Here is a 25,634-nt window from a genome sequence, read left to right as displayed (position 1 = left end):
CCCGGGGGCACGGCCCGGCAGTCCGACCCCGACCGAATGATCAGTTCCAGTCGCTTCGGGCCGCATCCTGCCACGTCCGGTCAACCGTCACGCGCGAAGCACCCGGAACACGTCCGGCCCCAGGGGCCGGACCGAGCCCGGCGTCCGCCTCGGCCACGGCCACGGCCACGGCCGTGACCCGTACCCTCTGCGCGCGAGGCACAACGTGGGACGCCCGACCCCTCACCGCCTGACGCGCGAACCCGCCCTCAGTTCGTCGTCTCCGGACGCGCCGTCTTCCGCCACGGATACTCCATCCCCCGCAACGTCTCCCCCGCCGTGATCGCCTCGGCCCGACCACCTCGCGCGCCCGGCTCCGCCCCCGCACCCGCGCTCGCCCCCGCAGCCGCAGCCTGAGCAGAACCCGCACCGGCAGCCACCCCCGGCCCCGCCACGGGCTCCTCCCTCGTCCAGTGCCGCAGCGCGCCGGCCTCGATGTCGATCTGCTCGTTCAGCGCGGCGAGATCGTCGTCGGCGAACTGCCGTGCACGGTCGCGGGCAGCCCAGCGCAGGGACTCCGCCGCGCGGGTGATCCGTGTGGTGCGCTCCTTGAGGTCGGGCAGGCGTGCGGCGACCGTCGCCTTGTCCGGCTCGCGCTCCAGGCGCTTCAGATCGTTCTCCAGCTCGTGGCCGTGCACACCGAGACGCTCGAAAAGGCCCAGGGACTCCTTGAGCGAGGGGTCCTCGGCCACGCCCGCCCGCAGGGCGTCCTGCGTGGCGCGCATCGAGGTGCGCAGGGACAGCCGGAGCTGGGCCAGCTCACCGCCGACACCGGCCTGTCCGTAGCTCTTGGCCTTGAGCGCGGTGTCCTCCACCGTGCGGCGGGCCTGGTCGATCGTGCGGTCCACACCCCGCTTGGCCGCCCCGACCACCTTGACCGTCACAAAGACGCCCAGGGCCAGGAAGGCCACGAAGAGCAGCCCCAGAATCAGGATCACGGCTTCCATGAGCGCCCCTCGGATGGTGTGGCGGCATACGGCACGGTTTCACCCGCTCCTCCACCGTAAACGGAAAGGGCAGGTTGGGGGTTCCCTCGGAACCCCCAACCTGCCCGTAGGGGAAAGCCCTCACACCCCCGGTCCGCGCGGACCGGGGCCGTCCCACCGGTCAGGCCGGGACGATGTTCACCAGCTTCGGCGCCCGGACGATGACCTTCCGGATGCCCGCCCCGTCCAGCGCGGCGACGACCGCCGGGTCCGCCAGGGCCAGGGCCTCCAGCTCCGCGTCCGCGATCGTCGGCGGGATCTCCAGGCGTGCCTTGACCTTGCCCTTGACCTGCACCACACAGGTCACGGTCTCGTCCACGACGTACGCCGGGTCGGCGACCGGGAAGTCCTGGTGCACGACCGACTCGGTGTGGCCCAGCCGGTGCCACAGCTCCTCGGCGACGTGCGGGGCCAGCGGCGCCACCAGCAGCACCAGGGACTCGGCGACGGAGCGCGGCAGCGGGCCGCCCGCCTTGGTCAGGTGGTTGTTCAGCTCGGTGATCTTGGCGATCGCCGTGTTGAACCGCATCCCCACCATGTCGCCGCCGACGCCGTCGATCGCCTTGTGCAGGGCGCGCAGCGTGTCCTCGTCGGGCTCGGTGTCGACGACGGTGACCTCGCCGCTCTCCTCGTCCACGATGTTGCGCCACAGCCGCTGCAGCAGCCGGAACTGACCGACGACCGCGCGGGTGTCCCAGGGACGCGACACGTCCAGGGGGCCCATCGCCATCTCGTACAGCCGCAGCGTGTCCGCGCCGTACTCACCGCAGATCTCGTCCGGCGTGACGGCGTTCTTCAGGGACTTGCCCATCTTGCCCAGGACGCGGGAGACCTTCTCGCCCTGGTAGTAGTACGCGCCGTCGCGCTCCTCGACCTCGGCCGCCGGAACGGCGATGCCCCGGCTGTCGCGGTAGACGAAGGCCTGGATCATGCCCTGGTTGAACAGCTTGTGGAAGGGCTCGGCGGAGGAGACGTGGCCCAGGTCGTGCAGCACCTTGGACCAGAAACGGGCGTACAGCAGGTGCAGAACGGCGTGCTCGGCACCGCCCACGTACAGGTCGACGCCGCCGGTCGGCTGTCCCTCGCGCGGGCCCATCCAGTACTGCTCGATCGCCGGGTCGACCAGCTTCTCGGAGTTGTTCGGGTCCAGATAGCGCAGCTCGTACCAGCAGGAACCCGCCCAGTTGGGCATGGTGTTGGTCTCGCGGCGGTACTTCTTCGGACCGGCGCCGTCGCCCAGGTCCAGGGTGACGTTGACCCAGTCGGCGTTCCGCGACAGCGGTGTCTCGGGCTGGGTGTCGGCGTCGTCCGGGTCGAAGGTGCGCGGCGAGTAGTCGTCGACCTCCGGCAGCTCCAGCGGCAGCATCGACTCGGGCAGCGGGTGGGCGATGCCCTCCTCGTCGTACACGATCGGGAAGGGCTCGCCCCAGTAGCGCTGGCGGCTGAACAGCCAGTCGCGCAGCCGGAAGTTGACGGTGCCCTCACCGACGCCGTGCTCGGTCAGCCACTCGGTGATCCGCGCCTTGGCGTCGACGACGCCCAGACCGTCCAGGGAGATCTCGTCGTTCGTCGAGTTGACCAGCTTCGCCTCGTACGAGGAGAAGGCGTCCTCCCACGTCGAGGGGTCGGTGCCGCGGCCGTCCGACGGCTCGACCACACAGCGCATCGGCAGCTCGAAGGCGCGCGCGAAGGCGAAGTCGCGCGCGTCGTGCGCCGGCACGGCCATGATCGCGCCGGTGCCGTAGCCCGCCAGGACGTAGTCCGCGATGAAGACGGGGATCTGCTCGCCGCTCACCGGGTTGGTCGCGTACGCGCCGGTGAAGACGCCCGTCTTGTCCTTGGCCTCGGCCTGACGCTCCACGTCCGACTTGGCCGCGGCCTGCTTGCGGTACGCGGTGACGGCCTCGGCCGGGGTGGTGTGGCCGCCGGTCCAGACCGGGTGGGTGCCCTCGGGCCAGGCGGCCGGGATGATCCGCTCGATCAGCTCGTGCTCGGGCGCCAGCACCATGTACGTGGCGCCGAACAGGGTGTCCTGGCGGGTGGTGAAAACGGTGACGTCACCGGCGCCGTCGACCGGGAAGACGACGCGGGCGCCCTCGGAGCGGCCGATCCAGTTGCGCTGCTGCAGCTTGATCGCCTCGGGCCAGTCCAGCCCGTCCAGGTCGTTCAGCAGCCGGTCCGCGTAGGCCGTGATGCGCATGTTCCACTGGCGCAGCTTGGCCTTGAAGACGGGGAAGTTGCCGCGCTCGGAACGGCCGTCGGCGGTGACCTCCTCGTTGGCCAGGACCGTGCCCAGGCCGGGCGCCCAGTTGACGGGGGCGTCGGAGGCGTACGCCAGGCGGTACTCGCCCAGGACGTCGGCGCGCTCCTTGGCGCTCAGCGCGCTCCAGTCGCGGCCGTCGGGGGTGGCGCGCTCACCGGACGCGAACTGCGCGACCAGGTCGGCGATCGGCCGGGCGCGGTCCGCGTCGGTGTCGTACCAGGAATTGAAGATCTGCAGGAAGATCCACTGGGTCCACTTGTAGTACTCGGACTCGATCGTGGCGAACGAGCGGCGCTTGTCGTGGCCCAGGCCCAGACGGCGCAGCTGCGCCGTCATGTTCGCGATGTTGGCCTCGGTGGAGATCCGCGGGTGCGTGCCGGTCTGGACGGCGTACTGCTCGGCGGGCAGGCCGAAGGCGTCGAAGCCCAGGGTGTGCAGCACGTTGTGGCCGCTCATCCGCTGGTGCCGGGCGTAGACGTCGGTGGCGATGTAGCCCAGCGGGTGCCCGACGTGCAGTCCCGCGCCCGAGGGGTACGGGAACATGTCCATGATGAACTTCTTGGGCTTGGCCGCCAGCGCGGGGTCGCCCGCCAGGTCACCGCTCGGGTTCGGCGCCTCGTACGTGCCCTCGGCGTCCCAGAAGTCCTGCCAGCGTGCCTCGATGTCGGCGGCCATCGCTGCCGTGTAGCGGTGCGGCGCAGCGGCCTCGGCTGCGGAATTCGTCTCGCTCATGATCCTCAAAGCTCCATCGATCGTCATCTGCCGGCGTCCACGTCTGCGGACACACGTCCACGGAAACGAAAAATCCCCTCGCACAGGAGGGGACGCCGCGCTGATGCCGACCAGGCATTCTCACCGGTCGGGACTGATCAGCGCGGCTCGCTAAGCAGAAGGCGTACGGCACGCATGGCGTCAGGGTACCGCACTGCCCCGGACGCCATCGGGTGCGGCCGCTCCGTGGGACACCTCTCGGGCCCCGGAGGACGCCGGCGCACGACCCGCAAACGCGTCGTGGGCCACCCGATCCGGATGGCCCACGACGTTTAACTTCTCTGTGGAGCTAAGGAGAATTGAACTCCTGACCTCCTGCATGCCATGCAGGCGCTCTACCAACTGAGCTATAGCCCCTTGCTGTGTTGCCCGGTCTCCCCGGCGACATCGAGAACATTACCGGTCACCCCTGCCGTCCACCAAATCGTTTCCGTCCGGCCTCCGCCGGGCCGGTCGGCGGGGGTCTCTCAGGCGGTGGCGAAGGAGTAGAAACGCTTCAGCGTGCAGTGCTCCTCCAACAGCCGGCCGTAGATCGGCTCGCCCTCCAGCTCCCGGTACGTCTCGATGGGGTCGCCTTTTATGATCAGCGCCCGCGCGCACTCCTCGCACCAGTACTGATAGTCCGCGTTGACGGGGTCCATGTCCCGGACGATGGGCGTACCGCTGCCGCACCAGTCGCACTTCCGCCTGTGTGCTCCCATGGATCAGCCCCGGCCGCGGCGGGAGGCCGTACGGGTGCGGGCTCGGCAGACACGGGGCAGGTCCGGGACGTGGTGGCGGCTCGCAGGCATCGCGCACTCCTCCCCGTTCGGTCCGTCTCCCCTCCGGCGGTCCGATTCTGCCATGAGCCCGCTACGGGGTCAGCCCGCCGGAGTTCCCGCCCGCCGCCGACCCCGTACGAGACCCACGAGCGCCCCCGCCGCGCCGGCGGTCGCCAGGGCCAGTCCGCACGCCCACAGCGCCGCTCCCGATCCCTGTGCGCCGGGGGCGTCCAGGCGGCCGAGGTAGAGGGCGCCGAAGGCGGCGACCCCGATCAGCTGTCCGAGCTGGGTGACCGTCACCAGCAGGCCGCTGGCGTCGGCGGCGTCCTGCGGCCGTACGTTCGCCAGGGCGCCCGTGAGCGTGGGGCTGAAGCCCAGCGCCACACCGGAGCCGAGCAGCAGGAACCCCGCGTAGAGGGCGGCCCCGCCGTCGCCGCCGTGGCGCAGTGCCAGGGCGGAGATCACCGAACCGGCCGCGGCCAGCACGAATCCACCGGGAATCAGGGCCTGCTGGAGCCCGGCGGGCCAGCGCCGCCAGGTCAGCCCGACGACGCCGAACACCGTGGCGGTCGGCACGCACATGAGCCCGGTGCGCAGGGCCGAGTACCCCAGCCCGCCCTGGAGGTGCAGGGTCAGGGTGAAGAGGGACCCCGCGTTGATGGCCATCACCAGCAGGATGCGCACGGCCGCCCGCGCGATCCCGGGGACGCGGAGCACGGCGGGCGCGATGAGGGGCGCGCCGCCGCGCGCGGCCAGTCGTGACTCGTACGCGGCGAACGCGGCGAGGAACGCCGCGGAGGCGAGCAGACAGCTCCAGGTCCAGGCCGGCCAGTCCAGTTCCTGGCCGAGCACCAACGGGACGGTGAGCAGGGTGACGCTCACGGCGAGGAGCACCAGACCCGTGGTGTCGAGACCGCGCTCGCGCGCCGCGCGCCGGGCCTCGCCACCGCGCGGCTCGGCCGGGAGCACCCGGGCCCCGAGCACCAGCAGGACCAGGCCGATCGGGACATTGACCAGGAAGGCCGGGCGCCAGCTCGTCCCGAACAGATCGGCGCTGACCAGCACGCCACCGACCACCTGCCCGGCCGCCGCGCCGATCGCCAGCACCGCGCTGTAGGCGCCGAGCGCGCGCACCCGGGCCGGTCCGGAGAAGGTCTTCTGGATCAGACTGAGCACCTGCGGGATCATCACCGCGGCGCCCACGCCCTGGAGCACGCGGAAGGTGATCAACTGCCCGGTGCTCATGGCCAGTCCGCAGGCGAGCGAGGAGGCCGTGAACACGGCGAGTCCGGTCAGGTACGCGCGCCCGTGCCCGAGCAGTCCGCCGAGGCGCGCGCCGGTGATCAGCAGGACGGCGTACGAAATGGTGTAGCCCGCCACCACGAGCTGCAACTGGGCTCCCGAGGAGCCCAGTTCCGTGCGGATCGTGGGTGCGGCGACATTGACGATGAACACGTCGAGCAGCGCCATGAACTGGGCCGCCAGCACCAGGGCGAGAAGGCGTCCGCGTCGGGTGTCGGTGCCGGGCGCTTTACTGGAAGGGGACCGGGGGGTCGTCGTCTCGGAGATCGTGGCCATGACCGCAAGGCTGGCCCTGCTCGCATACGGGTAACGAGAGCCTGCCGATGCTGGTACTGACAGCACCTGGCAACACCCGGGCGGGGCACCGACGATGGGGGCGTGACGACGGTGACGACACAGCGGCACGAGGCGACGGGGTCCGGCCGCAGGCCGCAGGCCGGGCGCAGACCGGAGCTCGCGGCGTTCCTGCGCAGCCGGCGGGCGCGGGTGACGCCCGCTGACGTGGGCATGCCCCCGGGCCTGCGCCGGCGCACCCCCGGGTTGCGCCGCGAGGAGGTCGCCCAGCTCTCGGGCGTGGGCGTGACCTGGTACACCTGGCTGGAACAAGGCCGTCCCATCAACGCGTCCCCGCAGGTCCTGGACGCGGTGGCACGGACACTGCGGCTGGATCCGCCGGAGCGCGAACATCTGTACCACCTGGCGGAGGTGGCGTACGCTCCGGGCCGGCAGGCCGACAACACGGCCGACGTGGGCGAGGAGATCCAGGGCATCATCGACGCCCTCGACCCCCACCCGGCCGTCGTCTACAACGCGCGGTACGACGTACTGGCGACCAACCCCGGCTACCGGGACCTGTTCGACGTGCCCGAAGTGACGAGCGCCGGGACCCGGAACGTGCTGTGGGTCCTGTTCACCGCGTCCGAGGAGACCTGCCCGGTCGTCCACCGCTCCCAGGAGCTTCCCCTCATGGTCGCGACGCTGCGCAACGCCTACGGCCGCCATGCGGGCGAGCCCGCCTGGGAGACGTTCGTGGCGCGGCTCTCGGAGGCCAGCCCCTACTTCGCCCGGCTGTGGCGCAGTGGGGACGTCACCCAGCCGGGACCGCGGGTGAAGACCTTCCGGCACCGCGCGGCGGCCTCCGAGATGCGGATGACCTCGGTCTCGCTCTCCGTCAACGGACTGCCGGAGTGCCGGATCGTCGTGTACACGCCCGCGGACGAGGAGAGCGCGCGGCAGCTCGCCGTGTTGCGGGCCGGAAGGCGTCCCTGAGGCCCCGATGGCGGCGGAACAAACAAAAATCCCGCCCCCTGGAGGGGACGGGATCCTGATTGTGGAGCTAAGGAGAATTGAACTCCTGACCTCCTGCATGCCATGCAGGCGCTCTACCAACTGAGCTATAGCCCCGCTGTCCGCTGTGTTTCCCTGCGTTTCCGCGCTGCGAACAAGAAGAACTCTAGCCTGTGACCAGCCGGAAAGTGAAATCCGGCCGGTGCGGGACCCGGACGCCGGGCGGGCGGCCGGATCAGGTGTCGTCGCCGAGCACCGGCTCGGGCAGGGTGCCCGCGTTGTGCTCCAGCAGGCGCCAGCCGCGGGCGCCCTCGCCCAGCACCGACCAGCAGCAGTTGGACAGCCCGCCCAGCCCCTCCCAGTGGTGCGCCTCCAGGCCCAGGAGGCGGCCGATGGTGGTCCGGATCGTGCCGCCGTGGCTGACGACGACGAGCGTTCCGCCGTCGCGCAGCTTGTCTGCGTGCGCCAGGACGACGGGGGCGGCCCGGTCGGCGACCTCGGTCTCCAGCTCGCCGCCGCCGCGCCGCACGGGCTCGCCGCGCTTCCAGGCGGCGTACTGCTCGCCGTACAGCCCGACGATCTCCTCGTGGGTGAGGCCCTGCCAGGCACCGGCGTAGGTCTCGCGCAGCCCCGGGTCGTGGTCGACCGGGAGCCCGGTGAGCGAGGCCAGCTCGGCCGCGGTGGCCGCCGCCCGGCTCAGGTCGGAGGCCACGATGGCGTCCGGCCGGAGCGAGGCGAGCAGCCGGGCGGCCCTGCGGGCCTGGCCGACGCCGGTCTCAGTCAGCTCGATGTCCGTGGAGCCCTGGAAGCGGCGCTCCAGGTTCCACGCGGTCTGGCCGTGGCGCCAGAGGACGATCTTGCGGCCCCGGCCGCTTCCGGTGCCGTTCAGCTCGCGTCGCCTTCCGTGCCGCCGGTGAGCTGTGCGTGCTCCTCGGCCTTGCCGCGGGTCTTCACGGCGTCCTCGGGAAGGGCGATCTCGGGGCAGTCCTTCCACAGGCGCTCCAGCGCGTAGAAGACGCGCTCCTCGCTGTGCTGGACGTGGATGACGATGTCGACGTAGTCGAGGAGGATCCAGCGGGCGTCGCGGTCGCCCTCGCGGCGGACGGGCTTGGCGCCCAGCTCCTTCTGGAGCCGCTCCTCGATCTCGTCGACGATCGACTTGACCTGGCGGTCGTTGGGGGCCGAGGCCAGCAGGAAGGCGTCCGTGATCGACAGCACGTCGCTGACGTCGTAGGCGATGATGTCGTGCGCGAGCCGGTCGGCGGCCGCCTGGGCGGCGGCGTTGATGAGCTCGATGGAGCGGTCCGTGGCGGTCACAAGGTGGCTTTCGTCGGCGGTCGGATGCACCCCTCGGAGAGGGGCCGAGGAACGGCCGGCCCTCTCGGGCGGGGCCGGGGACCGGCCTCGCGAGCCCGGTCCCGGGTCCTCGGTACCTTCCCAGGATCTCACGGACCGCCGACAGTCCACGCAGTCGCGGTCCGCGCGGGCCGGCGGGCACGGCCCCGGGGCGTCCGGGAGCCGTGCCCGCGCGTCCTACTCGATCGTGAAGTCCTTGCCGAGGACGACCGAGACGTCCGCGTTCCCCGCGGGCTTGCCCTGCTTGACCGCGCCGGCGGGCAGACCGAGCGTCTTGGCGACCTCGGTCGCCTTCTGCTTGTCGGCCGCCTCCCGGTAGAGGACCTCGGAGGAGGAGACCGTGTCCGACTTCCCGCTGTTGACGAAGGCGTAGCCGCCGTTGACCAGCTTGATCCGGGCGGACTCCGTGCCCCGGTCGTCGCCGGTGCCGTTCTTGATGCCGACCCGGACCGCCGCGTCGGCGGACGGGGCCTTGACCGTGCCGCCCAGGATGTCCTTGACGACGCTGTCGGTGGCCGCGTCGGTGAGGGTGCCGTCGTCCTGGACCGGCAGCAGCGCCGTCTTGTAGTCGCCGATCTTGGCGTGCTGGGCCAGTTTGGCGAGCGAGGCGCCGAGGTCCTGCTCGGGCAGCGAGGGGTCGAGGATCTGGGCCAGCGTCTGGACCGTGACCGTGGCGGCCTTCGGATCGTCGGAGATCTTGCGCAGCACTCCGCGCATGACCTCGCCGAACCGCATCAGCTGCTTGGTCTCGGCCTCGGCCGGGCCCCGGTAGGTGGCGTAGGCCACGGCCATCGGGCCGCTGAGCGTCTGCGCCTCGCCCTTCTTCACCAGCGGGGCGTCGCCCTTCTTGCCGTCGGGGACGTCGGTGTCGGTGTCGATCTCGATGTTGCCGACCAGGTCGACCAGGTTCTCCAGATACGGGGTGTCGAGCCGCCAGGTGCCGCTGATGTGGGTGCCGAGCAGGGTGTCGATCGACTCGCGGGTGCCCGCGGTGCCGTCGTCGTCGACGGACTTGCCGAGCGTGGTGGTGACCCCGTCCTCGTCGGAGACGGCCAGCGAGTTGGGCAGCAGGACGGTGGTGCCCTGCTTGGTGGTGACGTTGTCGACGAGCAGGGCGGTGGAGGTGCCGCCGCCCTTGGTGTTGTGGAGGTGGACGACGATGACGTCCCGCTTCTGCGGGCCGGCCGTCGTGGCGCTCTCCTTGTCGGACGAGGACAGGCCCGGGATCTTGTCCGCCGACCACAGATAGCCGACGCCGCCGAGCACCACGAGGGCGGCCACCACGATCAGCGCGACCATGCGGTTGTGGCCCCGGCGGCGCGCCTCCTCACGGCGTTCGCTGCGGCTCTCGGTGAACTTCAGCCAGTCGATGACGTCCTCGGAGTCCTCGTCGGGCTCCTCGATGAACGAGAACTGCTCGGTGCGGTAGTCGCGCTCGGCCCGGCGGGGGCCCGGAACGCCCGCGTCCGGCTCGGCGGCGGAGGGCGGCTGCGGCGCGACGGGGGCCGGCCGCGGCATGGCGGGGGGCTGCGGCGGTGCCTCCGGGGCTGCGGCCTGCTGCTGCTGTGGGATGCTCCACTGCTGCGTGGTGTCGACGGCGGCCGGCTGCTGGCCGGTGTCGTAGCCGTAGCCGCCGTCGTAGCCGTAGCCCTGCTGCTGCGGGGCCATCGGCTGCTGGACGCCGTAGGGGTCGTACGGCTGCGGCGGGGCCGGGGGCTGCTGCTGGGCGTACGGGTCGTAGCCGTAGCCCTGCCCGCCCTGGGGGGCCTGCTGCGGAGGCTGCGCCTGGTGCGGCTGTTGCTGCGGCGCGTACGGGTCGTACTGCTGCTGCACGGGCTGCTGGTACACCGGCTGCCCGTACTCGTCGTAGCCGATGATCTGCGGCTGCTGGTAGTACGGGTCGTACGGATTCTGTCGGTCGTTCACCGGTGCCCCTCTCCGCCCCTCATTCGCCGCGGTACAGCTGGCGTTTGTCGATGTAGCGGACCACGCCGTCGGGCACCAGGTACCAGACGGGCTCCCCCTGGGCGACCCGCTCCCGGCAGTCCGTGGAGGAGATCGCGAGCGCGGGCACCTCCACCAGGGAGACGCCTCCCTCCGGCAGCCCGTCGTCGGTGAGCACGTGTCCCGGCCGTGTCACTCCGATGAAGTGGGCCAGCGAGAAGAGCTCTTCGGCGTCGCGCCAGGTGAGGATCTGGGAGAGCGCGTCGGCGCCGGTGATGAAGAAGAGGTCCGCGTCCGCGTGCAGCGCGCGCAGGTCCCGCAGGGTGTCGATCGTGTACGTCGGCCCCTGCCGGTCGATGTCGCTGCGGCTGACCGAGAACTGGGGGTTGGACGCGGTCGCGATGACCGTCATCAGATAGCGGTCCTCGGCCGGGGAGACGTGCTTGTGGCTCTTCTGCCACGGCTGCCCGGTCGGGACGAAGACCACCTCGTCGAGCTGGAACTGGGCGGCCACTTCACTGGCCGCCACCAGGTGTCCATGATGAATCGGGTCAAACGTCCCGCCCATCACGCCGAGTCGGCGTTTTCCGCGGCCAGTAGGCACTTCCTGCTCTCCCATGCGTGCAGAGCCTACTGGCACAGCCGTGCGATCCGGCCTCAGCGGTCGCGGTTGAAGCGCGTGGTGATCCACAGCAGGAGGAGAAGCGCGACAAAGGCACCGCCACCGGTCAGGAGGGGGCTGAGGCTTTCGTGGTTGCCACCGTGCTCGCCCTCGGCGGCGACGGTGACCAGCTGGTGTGCGGTGCTCGTGAGGCTCATCTTCGGCAGGACCTATTCGATCGGGAGCGGGGGAAGACGTCGCGGACATCGTATGCGGGCGTCCCGGGCACGCTCACGCCGACTCAGTCGTTGTTGTCGTCGCCGCGGTATCCGCGCAGAAGGAACCAGGCCAGCAGGGCGGCTCCCACGAGCGATGCGACCAGCACGACCCGGATCGTGTTGCCCGGTCCCTGACCCTCGGATGCGGCGGCGATCAGAGCAACGGTGTGCGGCATGTCGGGCGTCTCCTCAGTTATCCACAGCCCCCCGCACACCGTAGCCCCAGCACCTAGGCTGGTGGCGTCAGGGGGGCGAGCGACGTCTCGTACGAACAGGGGGCCCATTCATGACCGAAGGCAGCCACGAGAACCACGAGCGGGTGCCGAGCAGGCAGCGCCGGCGCTTTCCCGGGATCTCGTCCCGGGCGTACGAACACCCGGCGGACCGGTCGGCCCTGGTGGCCCTGCGCAAGCTCAGCGGGTTCGACACGGTCTTCAAGGCGCTGAGCGGCCTGCTGCCGGAGCGCAGTCTGCGACTGCTCTTCCTCTCGGACTCCGTCCGGGTGAGCGACGCCCAGTTCGCCCATCTCAACGACATGCTGCGCGACGCCTGTTACATCCTGGACCTGGAGAAGGTCCCGCCGATGTACGTGACGCAGAATCCCCAGCCCAACGCGATGTGCATCGGCCTGGACGAGCCGATCATCGTGGTGACGACCGGCCTGGTGGAGCTGCTCGACGAGGAGGAGATGCGGGCGGTCGTCGGCCACGAGGTGGGCCACGCCCTCTCCGGCCACGCGGTGTACCGCACGATCCTGCTCTTCCTCACCAACCTCGCCCTCAAGGTCGCCTGGATCCCCCTGGGGAACGTGGCGATCATGGCCATCGTCACCGCCCTGCGCGAGTGGTTCCGCAAGTCGGAGCTGTCGGCGGACCGGGCCGGGCTGCTGGTCGGCCAGGACATCCGGGCCTCGATGCGCGGGCTGATGAAGATCGCCGGGGGCAACCACCTCCACGAGATGAACGTGGACGCGTTCCTGGCCCAGGCCGACGAGTACGAGAAGTCCGGCGACCTGCGCGACTCCGTGCTGAAGATCCTCAACGTGCTCCCCCGTTCGCACCCCTTCACCACCGTGCGCGCGGCCGAGCTGAAGAAGTGGTCGGAGACCCGCGACCACCAGCGGATCATGGACGGCCACTACCCGAGGCGCGACGAGGACAAGGACACCTCCGTGACGGACTCGTTCAAGGAGTCCGCCTCGCACTACGCCGATTCGGTCCGCAGCAGCAAGGACCCGCTGATGAAGCTGGTCAACGACATAGCCGGCGGCGCCGGGGACCTGGGCGGCAAGCTGCGCGACAAGTTCACCGGAGCGGCGGGCGCGAAGCGGCCCGGGACGGCCGGGAACGGGGCTACGGACGGCTCGCCGGGGCCGTCGGACTCCGAGGGGACCGAGGGGCCTCGGGGGACCGGGAAGGACTGACCTTCAGCGTTCCGCAGACGGCGGCGGGCCGGCCCGTGGCGTAGGGGTCGGTGCCCGCCGGGGCCCGGGGGTCGGCCCGGTGGCCTGCCAGCAGCGGGCGCAGGGTCCCGGTGGTGTCGGCCGCGCAGGACTGCGGTCCCGCCTCGACGTAGCTGGTGCGCACCTCCAGCCGGTGCAGCCGGACGTCCTCCCGGTCGAAGCGGAAGCGCGTCTCCCGGTGCACGGTGAACAGCGAGGCGCCCCCGGTGGGCCGCGGCCCGGAGGCCGCCGGATGGAGCGCGTAGGTGAAGGTGTGGTCCGCGACGACGTCCAGGGCGTCGGCCGCCTCCTCGGTGTAGGTCAGGGTGCCCCGGACCCGGATCTGCGGATCGGCGGTGACGACGGCCGGGTCGAAGCGGACCAGCCAGCCGGTCGCGGCGTGCCGTCCGTCGTCGTCGGGCTCGTTCATGCTCCGCTCGAACTGGGCCGTCTGGCCCGGGTCGAGCAGGGACTGCACGGGCCGTACGGCGGCGGAGCCGAGGACGTCGGGGTCGAGGGCGGAGGCCACGAGGTAGTCCTTGACGGTGGAGAGCGCGGCGTAGACCTGGTTCTCGGTGAAGTGGTCGGTGCGCCGGGCGCCCGGGAGGGTGATGCCGGCCTCGCCCTTGGGGTGGGCGGCGGCGGGGCTGCCGGCGAAGAGCGAGGCCGGGGTGCCGGCGGGGACCGTGCCGGTGGGGGCGAGGGGGACGATCGTCATCCGTAGCGGCTCGGCCGTTCTGGTGACGGGGTTCTCGTAGGGGCGGCGGAAGCCCATGAAGACGGCGGTGCCGAAGGCCAGGGCGATGAGGAGGAGCAGGGCGAGCGCGGCGCGTGAGCCGTTGCGGACGGTGCGGCCCGGGAGGCTCCGTACGGCACGGGCGTGTTCGCCCATGCGTTCCTGGGCGGAGAACTCCTGGAGCCGGGCGGCCCGGACGAAGGACTCGTCGAAGACCAGGGAGCGGTATTCGTCGTCGCCCGCGCCGTGCTCCGAAGGGCTCTCGGGTGAATCTCCGCGGTCTGCCATGACTTCTCCCGACTCCACGCCACCGACCGGGGCCGACGGTGCGCCCCTTCCGGCCGAGGTGCTCCGGACAGGTCCCGTCCGGCACGCGGGGGGCGTGCGTGGACAGGTGAGAAGCCCCCTCGCCGAGCGGACGAGGGGTCATATCTTCAGAGTAGGTCGATTGCGACGGAGGTAAACGCGGGGACGGGTGGGAACTGTCCCGGAGTTCGCCCGCGCGGACGGATGCGTCCGGGGGACGCGGCGGCCGTCAGGGGGTGCGGGGGACGGCGGAGACCAGCGGGCGCGGGGGGCCGTCGGCGGCGGACGGGGCCGTGCCGGGGGCCGACGCGCTCGGGGCCGGAGCGCTGTCGACGCCGCTCGTGGCGGGCGGCGGGACCTGGTCCTGCCGGTCTCCGGAGGTGTTGCGGTAGACGGCGCTGAAGGCCAGGGCGATCATGCCGACGCCCATCAGCACGGCCAGCAGCCAGGCGACCGGGCGGTGCCAGTGCGCGGTGCCCCGGTAGGGGCGCAGGGCGCCGCCGTGGCGGCCGTAGGGGCCGTCCTCGGAGAAGTCGTCCGCGTCCAGGGGGTCGCCGTAGGCGCGGCCGTAGCCGCCGCCCGTTCCGTACCCGTCGTCGTAGAGGTCGTCGTCCGGCGAACCGGCGCCCGCGCGAGCCCGGAAGGCTTCGGCGCGCGCCTCCGCTGCGGCCGTCAGGCGCTCCACGGCGGTCGGCTCGTGGAACTCCGCGGCCCGCACGAAGTCCTCGTCGAACACCACGGAGGCGAAGTCCTCGTCAGCGCCCCCGCGGTCGTCGTCGGGCTCCCAGCCGTTCGGGAACGGCTTGCCCCCCACGTCGTCCGGCACGGCTTCAGCCTAGACCCGTGCGGGGGTTTTGGGCAGGGAGACGGCGTATTCGACGCGTACCGGCCGTCACCTCACATGGCCGTCGCCGGTCACGATGTACTTGGTGGAGGTCAGTTCGGGGAGGCCCATCGGGCCCCTGGCGTGCAGCTTCTGGGTGGAGATGCCGATCTCCGCGCCGAAGCCGAACTGCCCGCCGTCCGTGAAGCGGGTCGAGGCGTTCACGGCCACGGTCGTCGAATCCACCAGCTGGGTGAAGCGGCGGGCGGCGGCCTGCGAGGTGGTGACGATCGCCTCGGTGTGGCCGGAGGACCAGAGCCGGATGTGGGCCACGGCCGCGTCGAGCGACTCCACGACGGCGGCGGCGATGTCGTAGGAGAGGTACTCGGTCTCCCAGTCCTCGGGCGTCGCGGGCACCACGGTGGCCTTGGACCCCTCGCCGTACGTCAGGACCGTCTCGTCGCCGTGCACGGTCACCCCGGCATCGGCGAGCGCGTCCAGGGCCCGGGGCAGGAAGGCGGCGGCCACGTCGCGGTGGACGAGCAGGGTCTCGGCGGCGTTGCAGACGCTGGGGCGCTGCGCCTTGGAGTTGACCAGGATCTCGACGGCCATGTCGAGGTCGGTCTCGGCGTCCACGTACACATGGCAGTTGCCGGTGCCGGTCTCGATGACCGGGACGGTGGACTCCTCGACGACGGTGCGGATCAGGGAGGCGCCGCCGCGCGGGATGAGGACGTCGACCAGGCCGCGCGCCCGCATGAGTTCGCGCACGGAGTCGCGGTTCTCGCCCGGCACCAGTTGCACCGCGTCGGCCGGGAGGCCGGAGCCGCCGACCGCGTCGCGCAGCACCCGCACGAGGGCCTGGTTGGAGGAGCGGGCCGAGGAGGAGCCGCGCAGCAGCACGGCGTTGCCGGACTTCAGGCAGAGGGCCGCGGCGTCCACCGTCACATTGGGCCGGGCCTCGTAGATGATCCCGACCACGCCCAGCGGGACGCGGACCTGGCGCAGGTCGATGCCGTTGGGCAGGGTGGAGCCGCGCACCACCTCGCCGACCGGGTCGGGCAGGGCCGCCACGTCCCGGACGTCGGCGGCGATGGCCCGGATCCGTTCGGGGGTGAGGGTCAGCCGGTCGACCACGGCCTCGCTGGTGCCGGCCTCGCGGGCCCGTGCCACGTCCTCGGCGTTGGCCGCCAGGATGTCGCTCGTGCGCACTTCGAGCGCGTCCGCGATCGCCAGCAGCGCGTCGTCCTTCGCCGCGCGCGGAAGTGGCGCGATGTCGGCTGCCGCGGAGCGGGCCCGGTAGGCGGCCTGGGCGACCGGGGACAGGTTGTCGTACGGCGAGAGCGTGGTCATGCCCCGCAGCGTAGTGCGCGGGGCGAGGCCAACCGGTACATATCCCGTGATGCGAGACGGCCGCCGCGGCCCGCCCGGCGGAGCGGTCAGTACGGGTGCACGCCGACCGGGGCGGCGGGCGGTGGCCCGTACCCCTCGGCGACCCGTTGGTGGTACGTCTCGCGGTCGATGACCTCCAGGCCGACGATCTCCCAGGGCGGGAGGCCCGCGCTGGAGCGGTGCTCGCCCCAGAGCCGCAGGGCCACCGCCGCCGCGTCGTGGAGGTCGCGGGCCTCCTCCCAGTAGCGGATCTCCGCGTGGTCGTTGGCGTAGCGGCTGGTCAGCAGGAAGGGGTGGTCGTGCGCGAGCTGTTCGAGGCCGCGTCTGACCTCCTTGAGGGGGACCTCGTTCCCGGAGACGCAGAGCGTGATGTGCCAGAGCCGGGACGGCGGCCGCTGTGGCGCGGCCGCCGGTTCGGGGCCGGTGGTCCGCCCCTCCCTGCGGTCGGCCGGTCCGCTCTCGCAGCCGGGGCCGGTCCCGACGCTGGTCAGGGCGCGGCCTCCCGTTCCTCGGGGCGGCGCCCCCGGGCGCGCTCGTCTCACCGGCGGCCTCCTGTGAATGTGGTGCTGTGCGGTCCTTCGCGGTGTCCCTGCAACAAAGTGGACCAGTCCGCGGGCCGGGATGGGGCGGTTTTCGTGAAGGTCTCCTTACTGAGGCTGGACTTTCAGCCGTTTCGGGGTCCGTCAGCCGTGCAGGACGACGAGATCGTCCCTGTGTACGACCTCGCGCTCGTAGGCGGGGCCGAGTTCGCGGGCCAGATCGCGGGTGGAGCGGCCGAGGAGCTGCGGAATCTCCTTGGCGTCGAAGTTGACGAGACCGCGGGCGACCGGGTGTCCGCGCAGGTCGCGCAGTTCCACCGGGTCGCCCGCGGTGAACTCGCCCTCGACCGAGGCGATCCCGGCCGGCAGCAGCGAGCTGTGGCGTTCGACGACGGCCTGGACGGCCCCGTCGTCCAGGGTCAGCGAGCCCTGCGGGGTGGAGGCGTGGGCCAGCCAGAGGAGCCGGTCGGCGGAGCGGCGGCCGGTGCGGTGGAAGTAGGTGCCGGTGTCGCGGCCCGCGAGGGCGTCGGCCGCGTGGCTGGCCGAGGTGAGGACGACGGGGACGCCGGCCGCGGTGGCGATGCGGGCGGCCTCGACCTTGGTGACCATGCCGCCGGTGCCGACGCCGGCCTTGCCGGCGCTGCCGATGGTGACCCCGGCCAGATCGGCGGGGCCGGTGACCTCGGCGAGGCGGGTGGTGCCGGGGATGCTCGGGTCGCCGTCGTACAGGCCGTCCACGTCGGAGAGGAGGACCAGCAGGTCGGCGCGGACCAGATGGGCGACGAGCGCGGCGAGCCGGTCGTTGTCGCCGAAGCGGATCTCGTCGGTGGCGACGGTGTCGTTCTCGTTGACGATCGGCAGCGCGCCCATGTCCAGGAGCTGGTCCAGGGTGCGGTAGGCGTTGCGGTAGTGGGCGCGGCGGCTGGTGTCGTTGCTGGTCAGCAGGACCTGGCCGACGCGGATGCCGTAGCGGGCGAAGGAGGCGGTGTAGCGGGCGACCAGGAGTCCCTGGCCGACGCTGGCGGCGGCCTGCTGGCGGGCCAGGTCCTTGGGGCGGCGGTGGAGTCCGAGCGGCGCGAGTCCGGCCGCGATGGCGCCGGAGGAGACGAGGACGACCTCGCGCTCGCCGCCGTCGCGGACCTTGGCGAGGACGTCGACGAGGGCGTCGACGCGGTCGGCGTCCAGGCCCCCGGCCGCCGTGGTGAGGGAGGAGGAACCGACCTTGACCACGATCCTTCGGGCCTCGCTGACGCCCTGCCTTGCCCCTGACACCCGCATCCCCCTGGTTGGCCGCTCGATGGACCCCGCAATCTACGCGAGCGCGGATCGCGGCGCCTTCGCGTTCCGCACCGTGGACCCGCTTTCGTCCCGTTCCGTACCGTTCCGTATCCGTTCGGCACCCCGGCTCGTTGCACGAGACGGCGCCCGACGGCCGGGCGGACTCCAGGAACAGGACGTGATCGCATGCGCCAGCTCTCCATCCCCGGGGCCTGGGTGCACGAGCCCCGGCTCATCCCCGACAGCCGGGGCAGCTTCCACGAGTGGTTCAGGGCGGCGGATCTGGGGGCGGCGGCGGGACACGGGCTGGAGCTGGCGCAGGCCAACTTCTCCGTCTCGCGCCGGGGCACGCTGCGCGGGGTGCACTTCGCGGACGTGCCGCCGGGCCAGGCGAAGTACGTGAAGTGCGTGCGGGGCGCGGTGCTGGACGTGATCGTGGACGTGCGCACGGGCTCGCCCGGTTTCGGGCGGTGGGAGGCGGTCCGCCTCGACGACACCGACCACCGGGCGGTCTACCTCGCGGAGGGACTGGGCCACGCCTTCATGGCGCTGACCGACGACGCGGCCGTCCTCTACCTCTGCTCCGAGGGCTACGCGCCGGGCCGCGAGCACGGCGTGGACCCGCTCGATCCGGCGCTGGGCATCGACTGGCCCGAGGACATCACCCCGCTGCTCTCTCCGAAGGACGCGGCGGCGCCCTCGCTGGCCGCCGCCGAGGAGCAGGGGCTGCTGCCCTCGTACGCGGCGTGCGAGGCGTACTACGCGCGGCTGCGGGCGGGTGCGGCGGAGCTGACCGGGGCGGGGCGCTGACCGGGGCGTTCGGCGGCGAGCAGGGCCGGGAACGCCTCCGCGAGGGCGGCGCGCCAGTCGCGGAGGGGTTCGATCCCGGCGGCGGCGAACCGGTCGTGCCCGAGCACGCTGTACGCGGGCCGGGGCGCCGGGCGGGGGAAGGCCCCGGTCGTGGTGGGGCGCACCCGGCCGGGGTCGGCGCCCAGCAGCCGGAAGATCTCCCGGGTGAAGCCGTACCAGGTCGTCTCGCCGGTGCTGGAGCCGTGGTAGACGCCGGGGGGCGCGGTGGCGTCGAGGGCGGCGCGGCCGAGCCGGATCAGCCGGGCGGCCAGGTCGGCGGTCCAGGTGGGCTGGCCGCGCTGGTCGTCCACCACGTCGAGGGTGTCCCTGACGCCCTCCAGCCGGATCATGGTGCGGACGAAGTTGGCGCCGCCCGCGCCGTAGAGCCAGGCGGTGCGCACGACGTAGCCGGTGTCGGGCAGGGTCTGCAGGACGGCCCGTTCGCCGGCGAGTTTGGTGCGGCCGTAGGCGGTGCGGGGGCCGGTGGGGTCGTTCTCGCCGTAGGGGCGGGTGGCGTCGCCGGCGAACACGTAGTCGGTGGAGACCTGGAGGAGGACGGCGCCGTGCGCGCGGCATGCCTCGGCGAGGACGGCGGGTCCGGTGCCGTTGACGCGCAGGGCCTCCGCCTCCCGGCTCTCGGCCTCGTCCACGGCGGTCCAGGCCGCGCAGTTGACCACGACGGCGGGGCGGTGGACGGTGAAGGCGTCGGCCACCCGGACCGGATCGGCGATGTCCAGGACGTCGCGGCCGGCCGCGACGGCGGTGACGCCTTCCCGGGCGAGGGCGGCCAGCAGGTCCTGGCCCAGCATTCCGGCGGCGCCGGTGACCAGCCAGACGGGGTTCACAGCGCGGCCCTCTCCTTCAGCGGTTCCCACCAGGCCCGGTTGTCGCGGTACCAGCGCACGGTCTCGGCGAGGCCGGTGCGGAAGTCCTTGCGAGGCGCGTACCCCAGCTCCTCGCGGATCTTGGTGCAGTCGACGGAGTAGCGCCGGTCGTGGCCCTTGCGGTCCTCGACGTGGACGACGGCGGTGTCCCAGTCGGCCTCGCACGCCTCCAGGAGCAGCCGGGTCAGCTCCTTGTTGGAGAGTTCGGTGCCGCCGCCGATGTTGTAGACCTCGCCCGCGCGGCCCCGGGTGCGGACGCGTTCGATGCCCTGGACGTGGTCGTCGATGTGCAGCCAGTCGCGGACGTGCGCCCCGTCGCCGTAGAGCGGGACGGGCAGGCCGTCGAGCAGATTGGTGACGAAGAGCGGGATGACCTTCTCGGGGAAGTGGTGGTGGCCGTAGTTGTTGGAGCAGCGGGTGACCCGGACGTCGAGTCCGTGGGTGCGGTGGTGGGCGAGGGCGATCAGGTCGCTGGACGCCTTGGAGGCGGAGTACGGGGAGTTGGGCGCGAGCGGTTCGCTCTCGGTCCAGGAGCCCTCGTCGACGGAGCCGTAGACCTCGTCGGTGGAGATGTGCACGAAGGTGTCGATCCCGGCCCGGTGGGCGGCGTCGACGAGGGTGTGGGTGCCGACGACGTTGGTACGGACGAACGCGGCGCCGCCGTCGATGGAGCGGTCCACATGGGACTCGGCGGCGAGGTGCACCACCTGGTCGTGCTCGGCCATGAGCGCGCCGACGAGCACGGGGTCGCAGATGTCGCCCCGGACGAAGGAGAAGCCCGGGTGGTCGCGGACCTCGTCCAGGTTGGCGGGGTTGCCGGCGTAGGTGAGCTTGTCGAGGACGGTGACGGAGACGTCGCCGGGGCCGTCCGGGCCGAGCAGCGTCCGTACGTAGTGGGAGCCGATGAATCCGGCGCCGCCGGTCACCAGGAGGCGGGTCGTCATGAGGAGATCTGCACCTTGCTGTGGTCGCCGAGGACGAGTCGGTGGGCGGACGGGCTGCGCGGGGCGGGGGTGACCTCGACGTCGTGGCCGATGAGGGACGCCTCGACGCGGCGGACCCCGTCGATCGAGGCGCCGCGCAGCACGATGGAGTACTCGATCTCGCTGTCCTCGATGCGGCAGTTCTGGGAGACCGAGGTGAACGGGCCGACGTACGCGTCGCTGATCACCGACCCGGTCCCGATGACGGCGGGCCCGACGATCCGGCTGCGGGTCACCCGGGCGCCCGGCTCCAGGCGCACCCGGCCGATGATCTCGCTCTCGCCGTCGACGTGGGCGCCCTCGGTGCACGGTTCGACGCTCTCCAGGACGGTCCGGTTGACCTCCAGCATGTCGGTGACGTTGCCGGTGTCCTTCCAGTAGCCCCGGATGAGCGTGGAGCGCACGTCGCGTTCCCGGTCGATCAGCCACTGGATGGCGTGGGTGATCTCCAGTTCGCCGCGCCAGGAGGGGTGGATGGAGCGGACGGCCTCGTGGATGGCCGGGGTGAAGAGGTAGACGCCGACGAGGGCGAGGTCGCTCTTGGGCTCCCGGGGCTTCTCCTCCAGGGCCACCACCCGCCCCTCCCCGTCGAGTTCGGCGACGCCGAAGGAGGACGGGTCGGGGACCCGGGTCAGCAGGATCCGGGCGTCGGGCCGGTCGGTGCGGAACCCCTCGACGAGGCCGGTGATGCCGCCGACGATGAAGTTGTCGCCGAGGTACATGACGAAGTCGTCGTCACCGAGGTAGCGGCGGGCGATCAGCACGGCGTGGGCGAGGCCGAGCGGTTCGGACTGGGGGATGTAGGTGACGTCCAGGCCGAAGCGGGAGCCGTCGCCGACCGCCGCGCGGATCTCCTCCTCGGTGTCCCCGACGATCATGCCGACATCGGTGATGCCGGCCTCCGCGATGGCTTCGAGCCCGTAGAACAGCACGGGCTTGTTGGCCACCGGGACGAGCTGCTTGGCCGAGGTGTGCGTGATGGGGCGGAGCCGGGTGCCTGCCCCGCCGGAGAGTACGAGAGCCTTCACTGTTTCAGCCCCACGGTGAGTCGGCGGTTCCGTCGCGGCTGCGACCCGCCGACCCTACTGATATTCGGCGCACGGTCCGCGCCGAAACGTCCACGGCCGCCCGCTTGCCGACACATCCGGGGGAAATGCGCCGGTCCCCCGTAACCGAAACGCTTCTTCCGCTCCCCCGGACGCCCGGACGGAAAAGGAATGCGCGGGCCGCGGTCGAAAGGAATACCGACATGCGGAATTCATCGCGGCCCGGATGTCCCGCGACGGTGGACGCCACCGGCCTCAGGGGTGGCGCAGCCGCCAGCCCTGCCAGGCGGAGGCGATCATCTCGTCGATGCCGTACCGCGCGGACCAGTCCAGTTCCGTACGGATGCGGTCGGCGGCGGCGACCACGCGGGCGGGGTCGCCGGGGCGGCGGGCGGTGACCTCGGGGACGACGTCCGTACGGCCGGTCGCCTTGAGGATCCGCTCGACCATCTCGTGCACCGAGCTGCCCTCGCCCCGGCCGATGTTCAGCGTGAGGTCCGTGCCGGGTCCGGCGTCCGCCAGCCGGCGGGCGGCGGCGAGGTGGGCGGAGGCGATGTCCTCGACGTGGATGTAGTCGCGGACGCAGGTGCCGTCGGGCGTCGCGTAGTCGTCGCCGAAGATCCGGGGGCCCTCGCCGGCCTCCAGGCGCTCGAAGACCATGGGGATGAGGTTGAACACGCCGGCGTCGGCCAGCTCGGGCGAGGCCGCGCCCGCGACGTTGAAGTAGCGCAGCGAGGCGCAGCGCAGTCCGTGGGCCGCAGCGGCGGCGTGGATCAGCCACTCGCCGACCAGCTTGGTCTGCCCGTACGGGCTCATGGGCGCGCAGGGGGTCTCCTCGGTGACGAGGTCGACGTCGGGCATGCCGTAGACGGCGGCCGAGGAGGAGAAGACGAGCCGGTCGACGCCCGCGTCGACCATGGCCTCCAGCAGCACCTCCAGACCGGTGACGTTCTCCCGGTAGTAGTAGAGGGGGCGCTCGACGGATTCCCCGACCTGCTTCTTGCCTGCGACGTGCACCACACCCGTCACGGTGTGGTCACGGATCGCCGCGTCCAGCGTCGCCCGGTCCAGCACGCTGCCCGTGACCAGCGGCACGCCGTCCGGCACGTTGGCGGCGGTTCCCGTGGACAGGTCGTCGTACACGACCACGGGCAGTCCACCGGCGAGCATCGCCCGCACGACGTGCGCACCTATGTATCCGGCCCCGCCCGTAACCATCCAGGTCATTCTGCGCGTCTCTCCCTCTGTACGTGGTCCTGCGTGGGGTCACCCTACGCGCCCGGAAACCGAATCAGACAAATATGACCCAACAGTATTATCGTGCGATACAAGACCTTGTCCGGACGGCATCCGGGGCACATCCCGGGTGAAGCCGGACACCCTTGGATGAAGCCGGGGCAAACACAAGGCCACAGCGGGCCGATGTCAATCAATTACGCTGTTCAGGTGCTCGGGCGCTCCCCCATGATTCCGCGGTGCGAATCGGCGCCTCGCACGGACCCTGCGGACAGCTCTCTGGACTGGTGAAGGATGCCTCGACTGACACTCATCGTGCCTGCGTACAACGTGCAGGGGTATGTCCGGGAGTGCCTCGACTCCGTGCTGCGGCAGGACTTCACCGACTTCGAGGTCGTCGCCGTGGACGACTGCTCGCCGGACAACTCCGGCGCCATCCTGGACGAGTACGCGGGCCGCGACCCCCGGGTCCGGGTGCTGCACCTCAGCGAGAACGTGGGCCTGGGTCACGCCCGCAACGCCGGAATGGAGCAGGCGACCGGTGACTATCTGCTCTTCCTGGACAGCGACGACACCCTGACGCCCGGCTCGCTCTCCGCGATCGCCGCCCGGCTGGCCGAGACGGACGACCCCGACGTCCTCATCTACGACTACACCCGGACCTACTGGGACGGCCGGCTGCTGCCCAACCAGCGCGCCGATCTGCTCTCCCGCCCCGGCCCGGACGTCTTCCCGCTCTCCGAGCGCCCCGAGCTGCTGGACCTGCTGCAGATCGTCTGGAACAAGGCCTACCGCCGGGACTTCGTCGAGGCCCACGGCTTCCTCTTCCCCACCGGCTACTACGAGGACGCCCCCTGGACGTACTCCACGCTGGTCACCGCCGAGCGCATCGCCCTGCTCGACCGCACCTGCGTGCTCTACCGCCAGCGGCGCGAGGGCGGGAACATCCTCAAGACGGTCAGCCGCAAGCATTTCGATGTGTTCGACCAGTACGACCGCGTCTTCGCCTATCTCGACGAGCGCCCGGAACTCGATTCCTGGCGGCCGGCCATTTTCCGCAAAATGGTCGACCACTATCTCACCGTTCTGGAAAAGCCGGGCCGCCTCCCGAAGGGTGCGCGGTCCGAATTCTTCCACCGGGCGGCCGCCGACTACAAACGACGGCTGCCCGAGGGTTTCGAGCGTCCGGGCGGCGGCCGCGGATACAAGTACGCCCTGCTCGGCATGGACTCCTACTCCGGTCTGACCGGGGTCACCCGGGCCGCCCGGGTGCGCAACCGGAGCCGGGCGCGCGGCGCCGAACGCGTCGGGCGCGCCAAGCGGGCCGCGATGCGGATGATCTACCAGTCGCAGCTGCGGCTGCCGCTGGACCCGAACCTCGCGGTCTTCTCCGCCTACTGGAGCCGGGGCTACTCCTGCAACCCGGCGGCGATCGACGCCGAGCTGGCCCGGCTGGCGCCGCACATCCGCAGGGTCTGGGCGGTGCGCGCCGAGCACGTGAAGCGGGTCCCCAAGGGCGTCGAGACGGTCGTCGTCGGCTCCCGCGAGTACTGGACGGCGCTGGCCCGGGGCACGTACTTCGTCAACAACGTGAACTTCGCCGACGCGCTGGTCAAGCGCGAGGGGCAGATCCACCTCCAGACCCACCACGGCACCCCGCTGAAGACGATGGGCCTGGACCAGGCGAACTACCCGGCCTCCACCAGCATGGACATGGAGGACCTGCTGCGGCGCTGCGACCGCTGGGACTACAGCGTCTCCTCGAACCGCTTCTCCACCTCGGTGTGGGAGCGGGTGTACCCGTGCTCGTACACCTCGCTGGAGACCGGCTACCCGCGCAACGACGTGCTGATCAACTCCGGTGCCCGCGAGGTCGCGCAGGCCCGCCGCGAGCTGGGCGTGGCGGACGGTTCCACCGTCTTCCTCTACATGCCGACGCACCGCGAGTACCAGAAGGAGTTCACCCCGCGCATCGACCTGCCGAAGCTGGCCGAGGAGCTGGGCCCCGACGTCACGCTGCTGGTGCGCGGGCACTACTTCTACAAGCCCACCGGCAGGCTCGCCGAACTCCAGGCCAGCGGCCGGGTCGTCGACGTCTCCGCGCACCCGGTCGTCGAGCAGCTCTACCTGGCCGCCGACGCCCTCATCACCGACTACTCCTCGGCGATGTTCGACTACGCCAACCTGGACCGGCCGATCGTGATCTTCGCCGACGACTGGGACACCTACAAGGTCGTCCGGGGCACGTACTTCGACCTCATGGCCGAACCGCCCGGCGCCGTCGCCACCAGCCAGGAACAGCTGACGGAGATCCTCCGCTCCGACGAGTGGCACAGCGAGAAGTCCGCCCGCTTCCGCAGCGCCTTCCGCGAGCGCTTCTGCGACTTCGACGACGGCCACGCGGCCGAGCGGGTCGTACGCCGGGTGTTCCTCGGCCAGCAGGACGAACTCCCGCCCGTCGTCCCTCTCGAGGACCGCTCTCCCGCCCCGTCCCCTGCCCAGGCCCTCGAACTGGCCGCGCGGGTCTGACCCA

The 25,634-nt window shown here is 71.6% G+C and carries 23 protein-coding genes and 2 tRNA genes; 4 read left to right on the top strand and 21 right to left on the bottom strand.

The window, feature by feature from the left end:
* Positions 1-248: 248 nt before the first annotated feature.
* The 5 genes from ACWCXC_RS14400 to ACWCXC_RS14380 all read right to left on the bottom strand — a co-directional run bounded on the left by ACWCXC_RS14400 (position 249) and on the right by ACWCXC_RS14380 (position 6,398).
* Entirely contained in the window at positions 249-986 is a 738-nt protein-coding gene (locus ACWCXC_RS14400; RefSeq protein ID WP_450888888.1) for a hypothetical protein, read from the bottom strand.
* A 160-nt stretch (positions 987-1,146) separates the two neighbouring features.
* Entirely contained in the window at positions 1,147-4,020 is a 2,874-nt protein-coding gene (gene leuS, locus ACWCXC_RS14395) for a leucine--tRNA ligase (protein WP_450888886.1), read from the bottom strand.
* Positions 4,021-4,343: 323 nt separating this feature from the next.
* A tRNA-Ala gene (locus ACWCXC_RS14390) sits at positions 4,344-4,416 on the bottom strand.
* 110 nt (positions 4,417-4,526) lie between these two features.
* Positions 4,527-4,760, bottom strand: a complete 234-nt coding sequence (locus ACWCXC_RS14385) for a hypothetical protein (RefSeq protein ID WP_018103228.1) — start codon at positions 4,758-4,760, stop codon at positions 4,527-4,529.
* Positions 4,761-4,919: 159 nt separating this feature from the next.
* Positions 4,920-6,398, bottom strand: coding sequence for an MFS transporter (locus ACWCXC_RS14380; RefSeq protein ID WP_450680185.1), 1,479 nt, complete (start codon positions 6,396-6,398; stop codon positions 4,920-4,922).
* A 102-nt stretch (positions 6,399-6,500) separates the two neighbouring features.
* On the opposite strand from ACWCXC_RS14380, the gene ACWCXC_RS14375 reads away from it, so the two are divergent.
* Positions 6,501-7,391 carry a helix-turn-helix transcriptional regulator gene (locus ACWCXC_RS14375; RefSeq protein ID WP_450680186.1) on the top strand — a complete coding sequence of 297 codons (891 nt, stop codon included), beginning with the start codon at positions 6,501-6,503 and terminating at the stop codon, positions 7,389-7,391.
* A 62-nt stretch (positions 7,392-7,453) separates the two neighbouring features.
* Here the strand turns inward: ACWCXC_RS14375 and ACWCXC_RS14370 are convergent.
* From ACWCXC_RS14370 to ACWCXC_RS14340, 7 genes are all read right to left on the bottom strand, one after another.
* Positions 7,454-7,526 (bottom strand) — tRNA-Ala (locus ACWCXC_RS14370).
* Positions 7,527-7,644: 118 nt separating this feature from the next.
* Positions 7,645-8,298 carry a histidine phosphatase family protein gene (locus ACWCXC_RS14365; protein ID WP_450680230.1) on the bottom strand — a complete coding sequence of 218 codons (654 nt, stop codon included), beginning with the start codon at positions 8,296-8,298 and terminating at the stop codon, positions 7,645-7,647.
* Complete coding sequence (gene rsfS / locus ACWCXC_RS14360; RefSeq protein ID WP_450680187.1) at positions 8,295-8,726, bottom strand: ribosome silencing factor; 432 nt, start codon at positions 8,724-8,726, stop codon at positions 8,295-8,297. The genes ACWCXC_RS14365 and rsfS overlap by 4 nt, the downstream gene beginning before the upstream one ends.
* Before the next feature lie 216 nt (positions 8,727-8,942).
* Complete coding sequence (locus tag ACWCXC_RS14355; RefSeq protein ID WP_450888883.1) at positions 8,943-10,691, bottom strand: LCP family protein; 1,749 nt, start codon at positions 10,689-10,691, stop codon at positions 8,943-8,945.
* Between the two features lie 19 nt (positions 10,692-10,710).
* Positions 10,711-11,328: a nicotinate-nucleotide adenylyltransferase gene (gene nadD / locus ACWCXC_RS14350; protein WP_450680189.1), complete on the bottom strand. Its 618-nt coding sequence runs from the start codon at positions 11,326-11,328 to the stop codon at positions 10,711-10,713.
* 38 nt (positions 11,329-11,366) lie between these two features.
* Complete coding sequence (locus ACWCXC_RS14345; protein ID WP_187285139.1) at positions 11,367-11,528, bottom strand: hypothetical protein; 162 nt, start codon at positions 11,526-11,528, stop codon at positions 11,367-11,369.
* Between the two features lie 83 nt (positions 11,529-11,611).
* A complete protein-coding gene (locus ACWCXC_RS14340) occupies positions 11,612-11,764 on the bottom strand; it encodes a hypothetical protein (protein WP_450680190.1) in 153 nt (50 codons plus the stop codon).
* A gap of 110 nt (positions 11,765-11,874) precedes the next feature.
* On the opposite strand from ACWCXC_RS14340, the gene ACWCXC_RS14335 reads away from it, so the two are divergent.
* Complete coding sequence (locus ACWCXC_RS14335; protein WP_450888880.1) at positions 11,875-13,011, top strand: M48 family metallopeptidase; 1,137 nt, start codon at positions 11,875-11,877, stop codon at positions 13,009-13,011.
* On the opposite strand, the gene ACWCXC_RS14330 is transcribed toward ACWCXC_RS14335, so the two are convergent.
* From ACWCXC_RS14330 to proB, 5 genes are all read right to left on the bottom strand, one after another.
* Positions 12,941-14,053, bottom strand: coding sequence for an SCO2583 family membrane protein (locus tag ACWCXC_RS14330; protein ID WP_450888878.1), 1,113 nt, complete (start codon positions 14,051-14,053; stop codon positions 12,941-12,943). The genes ACWCXC_RS14335 and ACWCXC_RS14330 overlap by 71 nt on opposite strands.
* 247 nt (positions 14,054-14,300) lie before the next feature.
* Positions 14,301-14,897 (bottom strand): SCO2584 family spore wall biosynthesis protein, encoded by a 597-nt coding sequence (locus ACWCXC_RS14325; protein WP_450680193.1) that lies wholly within the window; start codon positions 14,895-14,897, stop codon positions 14,301-14,303.
* Positions 14,898-14,963: 66 nt separating this feature from the next.
* Positions 14,964-16,247: a glutamate-5-semialdehyde dehydrogenase gene (locus ACWCXC_RS14320; RefSeq protein ID WP_450680194.1), complete on the bottom strand. Its 1,284-nt coding sequence runs from the start codon at positions 16,245-16,247 to the stop codon at positions 14,964-14,966.
* A gap of 86 nt (positions 16,248-16,333) precedes the next feature.
* On the bottom strand, positions 16,334-16,828 hold the full coding sequence (locus ACWCXC_RS14315) for a hypothetical protein (RefSeq protein ID WP_450680195.1): 495 nt from the start codon (positions 16,826-16,828) through the stop codon (positions 16,334-16,336).
* 141 nt (positions 16,829-16,969) lie between these two features.
* A complete protein-coding gene (gene proB, locus ACWCXC_RS14310; RefSeq protein ID WP_450680196.1) occupies positions 16,970-18,103 on the bottom strand; it encodes a glutamate 5-kinase in 1,134 nt (377 codons plus the stop codon).
* A gap of 186 nt (positions 18,104-18,289) precedes the next feature.
* Here proB and ACWCXC_RS14305 point away from each other — a divergent pair, with 186 nt between their 5' ends.
* Positions 18,290-18,913 (top strand): dTDP-4-dehydrorhamnose 3,5-epimerase family protein, encoded by a 624-nt coding sequence (locus ACWCXC_RS14305; protein WP_450680197.1) that lies wholly within the window; start codon positions 18,290-18,292, stop codon positions 18,911-18,913.
* On the opposite strand, the gene rfbD is transcribed toward ACWCXC_RS14305, so the two are convergent.
* From rfbD to galE, 4 genes are all read right to left on the bottom strand, one after another.
* Positions 18,862-19,797 carry a dTDP-4-dehydrorhamnose reductase gene (gene rfbD / locus ACWCXC_RS14300; protein WP_450888875.1) on the bottom strand — a complete coding sequence of 312 codons (936 nt, stop codon included), beginning with the start codon at positions 19,795-19,797 and terminating at the stop codon, positions 18,862-18,864. The genes ACWCXC_RS14305 and rfbD overlap by 52 nt on opposite strands.
* Positions 19,794-20,780: a dTDP-glucose 4,6-dehydratase gene (gene rfbB, locus ACWCXC_RS14295; protein WP_450680199.1), complete on the bottom strand. Its 987-nt coding sequence runs from the start codon at positions 20,778-20,780 to the stop codon at positions 19,794-19,796. Before rfbB ends, rfbD begins: the two co-directional genes overlap by 4 nt.
* A complete protein-coding gene (locus ACWCXC_RS14290; protein WP_450680200.1) occupies positions 20,777-21,847 on the bottom strand; it encodes a glucose-1-phosphate thymidylyltransferase in 1,071 nt (356 codons plus the stop codon). Before ACWCXC_RS14290 ends, rfbB begins: the two co-directional genes overlap by 4 nt.
* 273 nt (positions 21,848-22,120) lie before the next feature.
* The gene (gene galE, locus ACWCXC_RS14285) at positions 22,121-23,092 is read right to left on the bottom strand and encodes a UDP-glucose 4-epimerase GalE (RefSeq protein ID WP_450680201.1); all 972 of its coding nucleotides are present in this window, start codon (positions 23,090-23,092) and stop codon (positions 22,121-22,123) included.
* A gap of 303 nt (positions 23,093-23,395) precedes the next feature.
* Here galE and ACWCXC_RS14280 point away from each other — a divergent pair, with 303 nt between their 5' ends.
* On the top strand, positions 23,396-25,630 hold the full coding sequence (locus ACWCXC_RS14280; protein WP_450680202.1) for a bifunctional glycosyltransferase/CDP-glycerol:glycerophosphate glycerophosphotransferase: 2,235 nt from the start codon (positions 23,396-23,398) through the stop codon (positions 25,628-25,630).
* Positions 25,631-25,634 lie beyond the last annotated feature (4 nt).

It is taken from the genome of Streptomyces sp. NPDC001515 (assembly GCF_053597115.1).
The sequence above is the reverse complement of the archived record's forward strand: the minus strand, read 5'-3'. Positions and strand labels throughout refer to the sequence as shown.

Coding starts and splice junctions, on each gene's coding strand:
- leuS (WP_450888886.1), bottom strand. CDS start 4,020: ATGAGCGAGACGAATTCCGCAGCCGAGGCCGCTGCGCCGCACCGCTAC.
- nadD (WP_450680189.1), bottom strand. CDS start 11,328: ATGGGAGAGCAGGAAGTGCCTACTGGCCGCGGAAAACGCCGACTCGGC.
- ACWCXC_RS14340 (WP_450680190.1), bottom strand. CDS start 11,764: ATGCCGCACACCGTTGCTCTGATCGCCGCCGCATCCGAGGGTCAGGGA.
- galE (WP_450680201.1), bottom strand. CDS start 23,092: ATGACCTGGATGGTTACGGGCGGGGCCGGATACATAGGTGCGCACGTC.
- ACWCXC_RS14280 (WP_450680202.1), top strand. CDS start 23,396: ATGCCTCGACTGACACTCATCGTGCCTGCGTACAACGTGCAGGGGTAT.
- rfbB (WP_450680199.1), bottom strand. CDS start 20,780: ATGACGACCCGCCTCCTGGTGACCGGCGGCGCCGGATTCATCGGCTCC.
- proB (WP_450680196.1), bottom strand. CDS start 18,103: ATGCGGGTGTCAGGGGCAAGGCAGGGCGTCAGCGAGGCCCGAAGGATC.
- ACWCXC_RS14330 (WP_450888878.1), bottom strand. CDS start 14,053: ATGGCAGACCGCGGAGATTCACCCGAGAGCCCTTCGGAGCACGGCGCG.
- ACWCXC_RS14380 (WP_450680185.1), bottom strand. CDS start 6,398: ATGGCCACGATCTCCGAGACGACGACCCCCCGGTCCCCTTCCAGTAAA.
- ACWCXC_RS14385 (WP_018103228.1), bottom strand. CDS start 4,760: ATGGGAGCACACAGGCGGAAGTGCGACTGGTGCGGCAGCGGTACGCCC.
- ACWCXC_RS14305 (WP_450680197.1), top strand. CDS start 18,290: ATGCGCCAGCTCTCCATCCCCGGGGCCTGGGTGCACGAGCCCCGGCTC.
- ACWCXC_RS14400 (WP_450888888.1), bottom strand. CDS start 986: ATGGAAGCCGTGATCCTGATTCTGGGGCTGCTCTTCGTGGCCTTCCTG.
- ACWCXC_RS14320 (WP_450680194.1), bottom strand. CDS start 16,247: ATGACCACGCTCTCGCCGTACGACAACCTGTCCCCGGTCGCCCAGGCC.
- ACWCXC_RS14345 (WP_187285139.1), bottom strand. CDS start 11,528: ATGAGCCTCACGAGCACCGCACACCAGCTGGTCACCGTCGCCGCCGAG.
- ACWCXC_RS14335 (WP_450888880.1), top strand. CDS start 11,875: ATGACCGAAGGCAGCCACGAGAACCACGAGCGGGTGCCGAGCAGGCAG.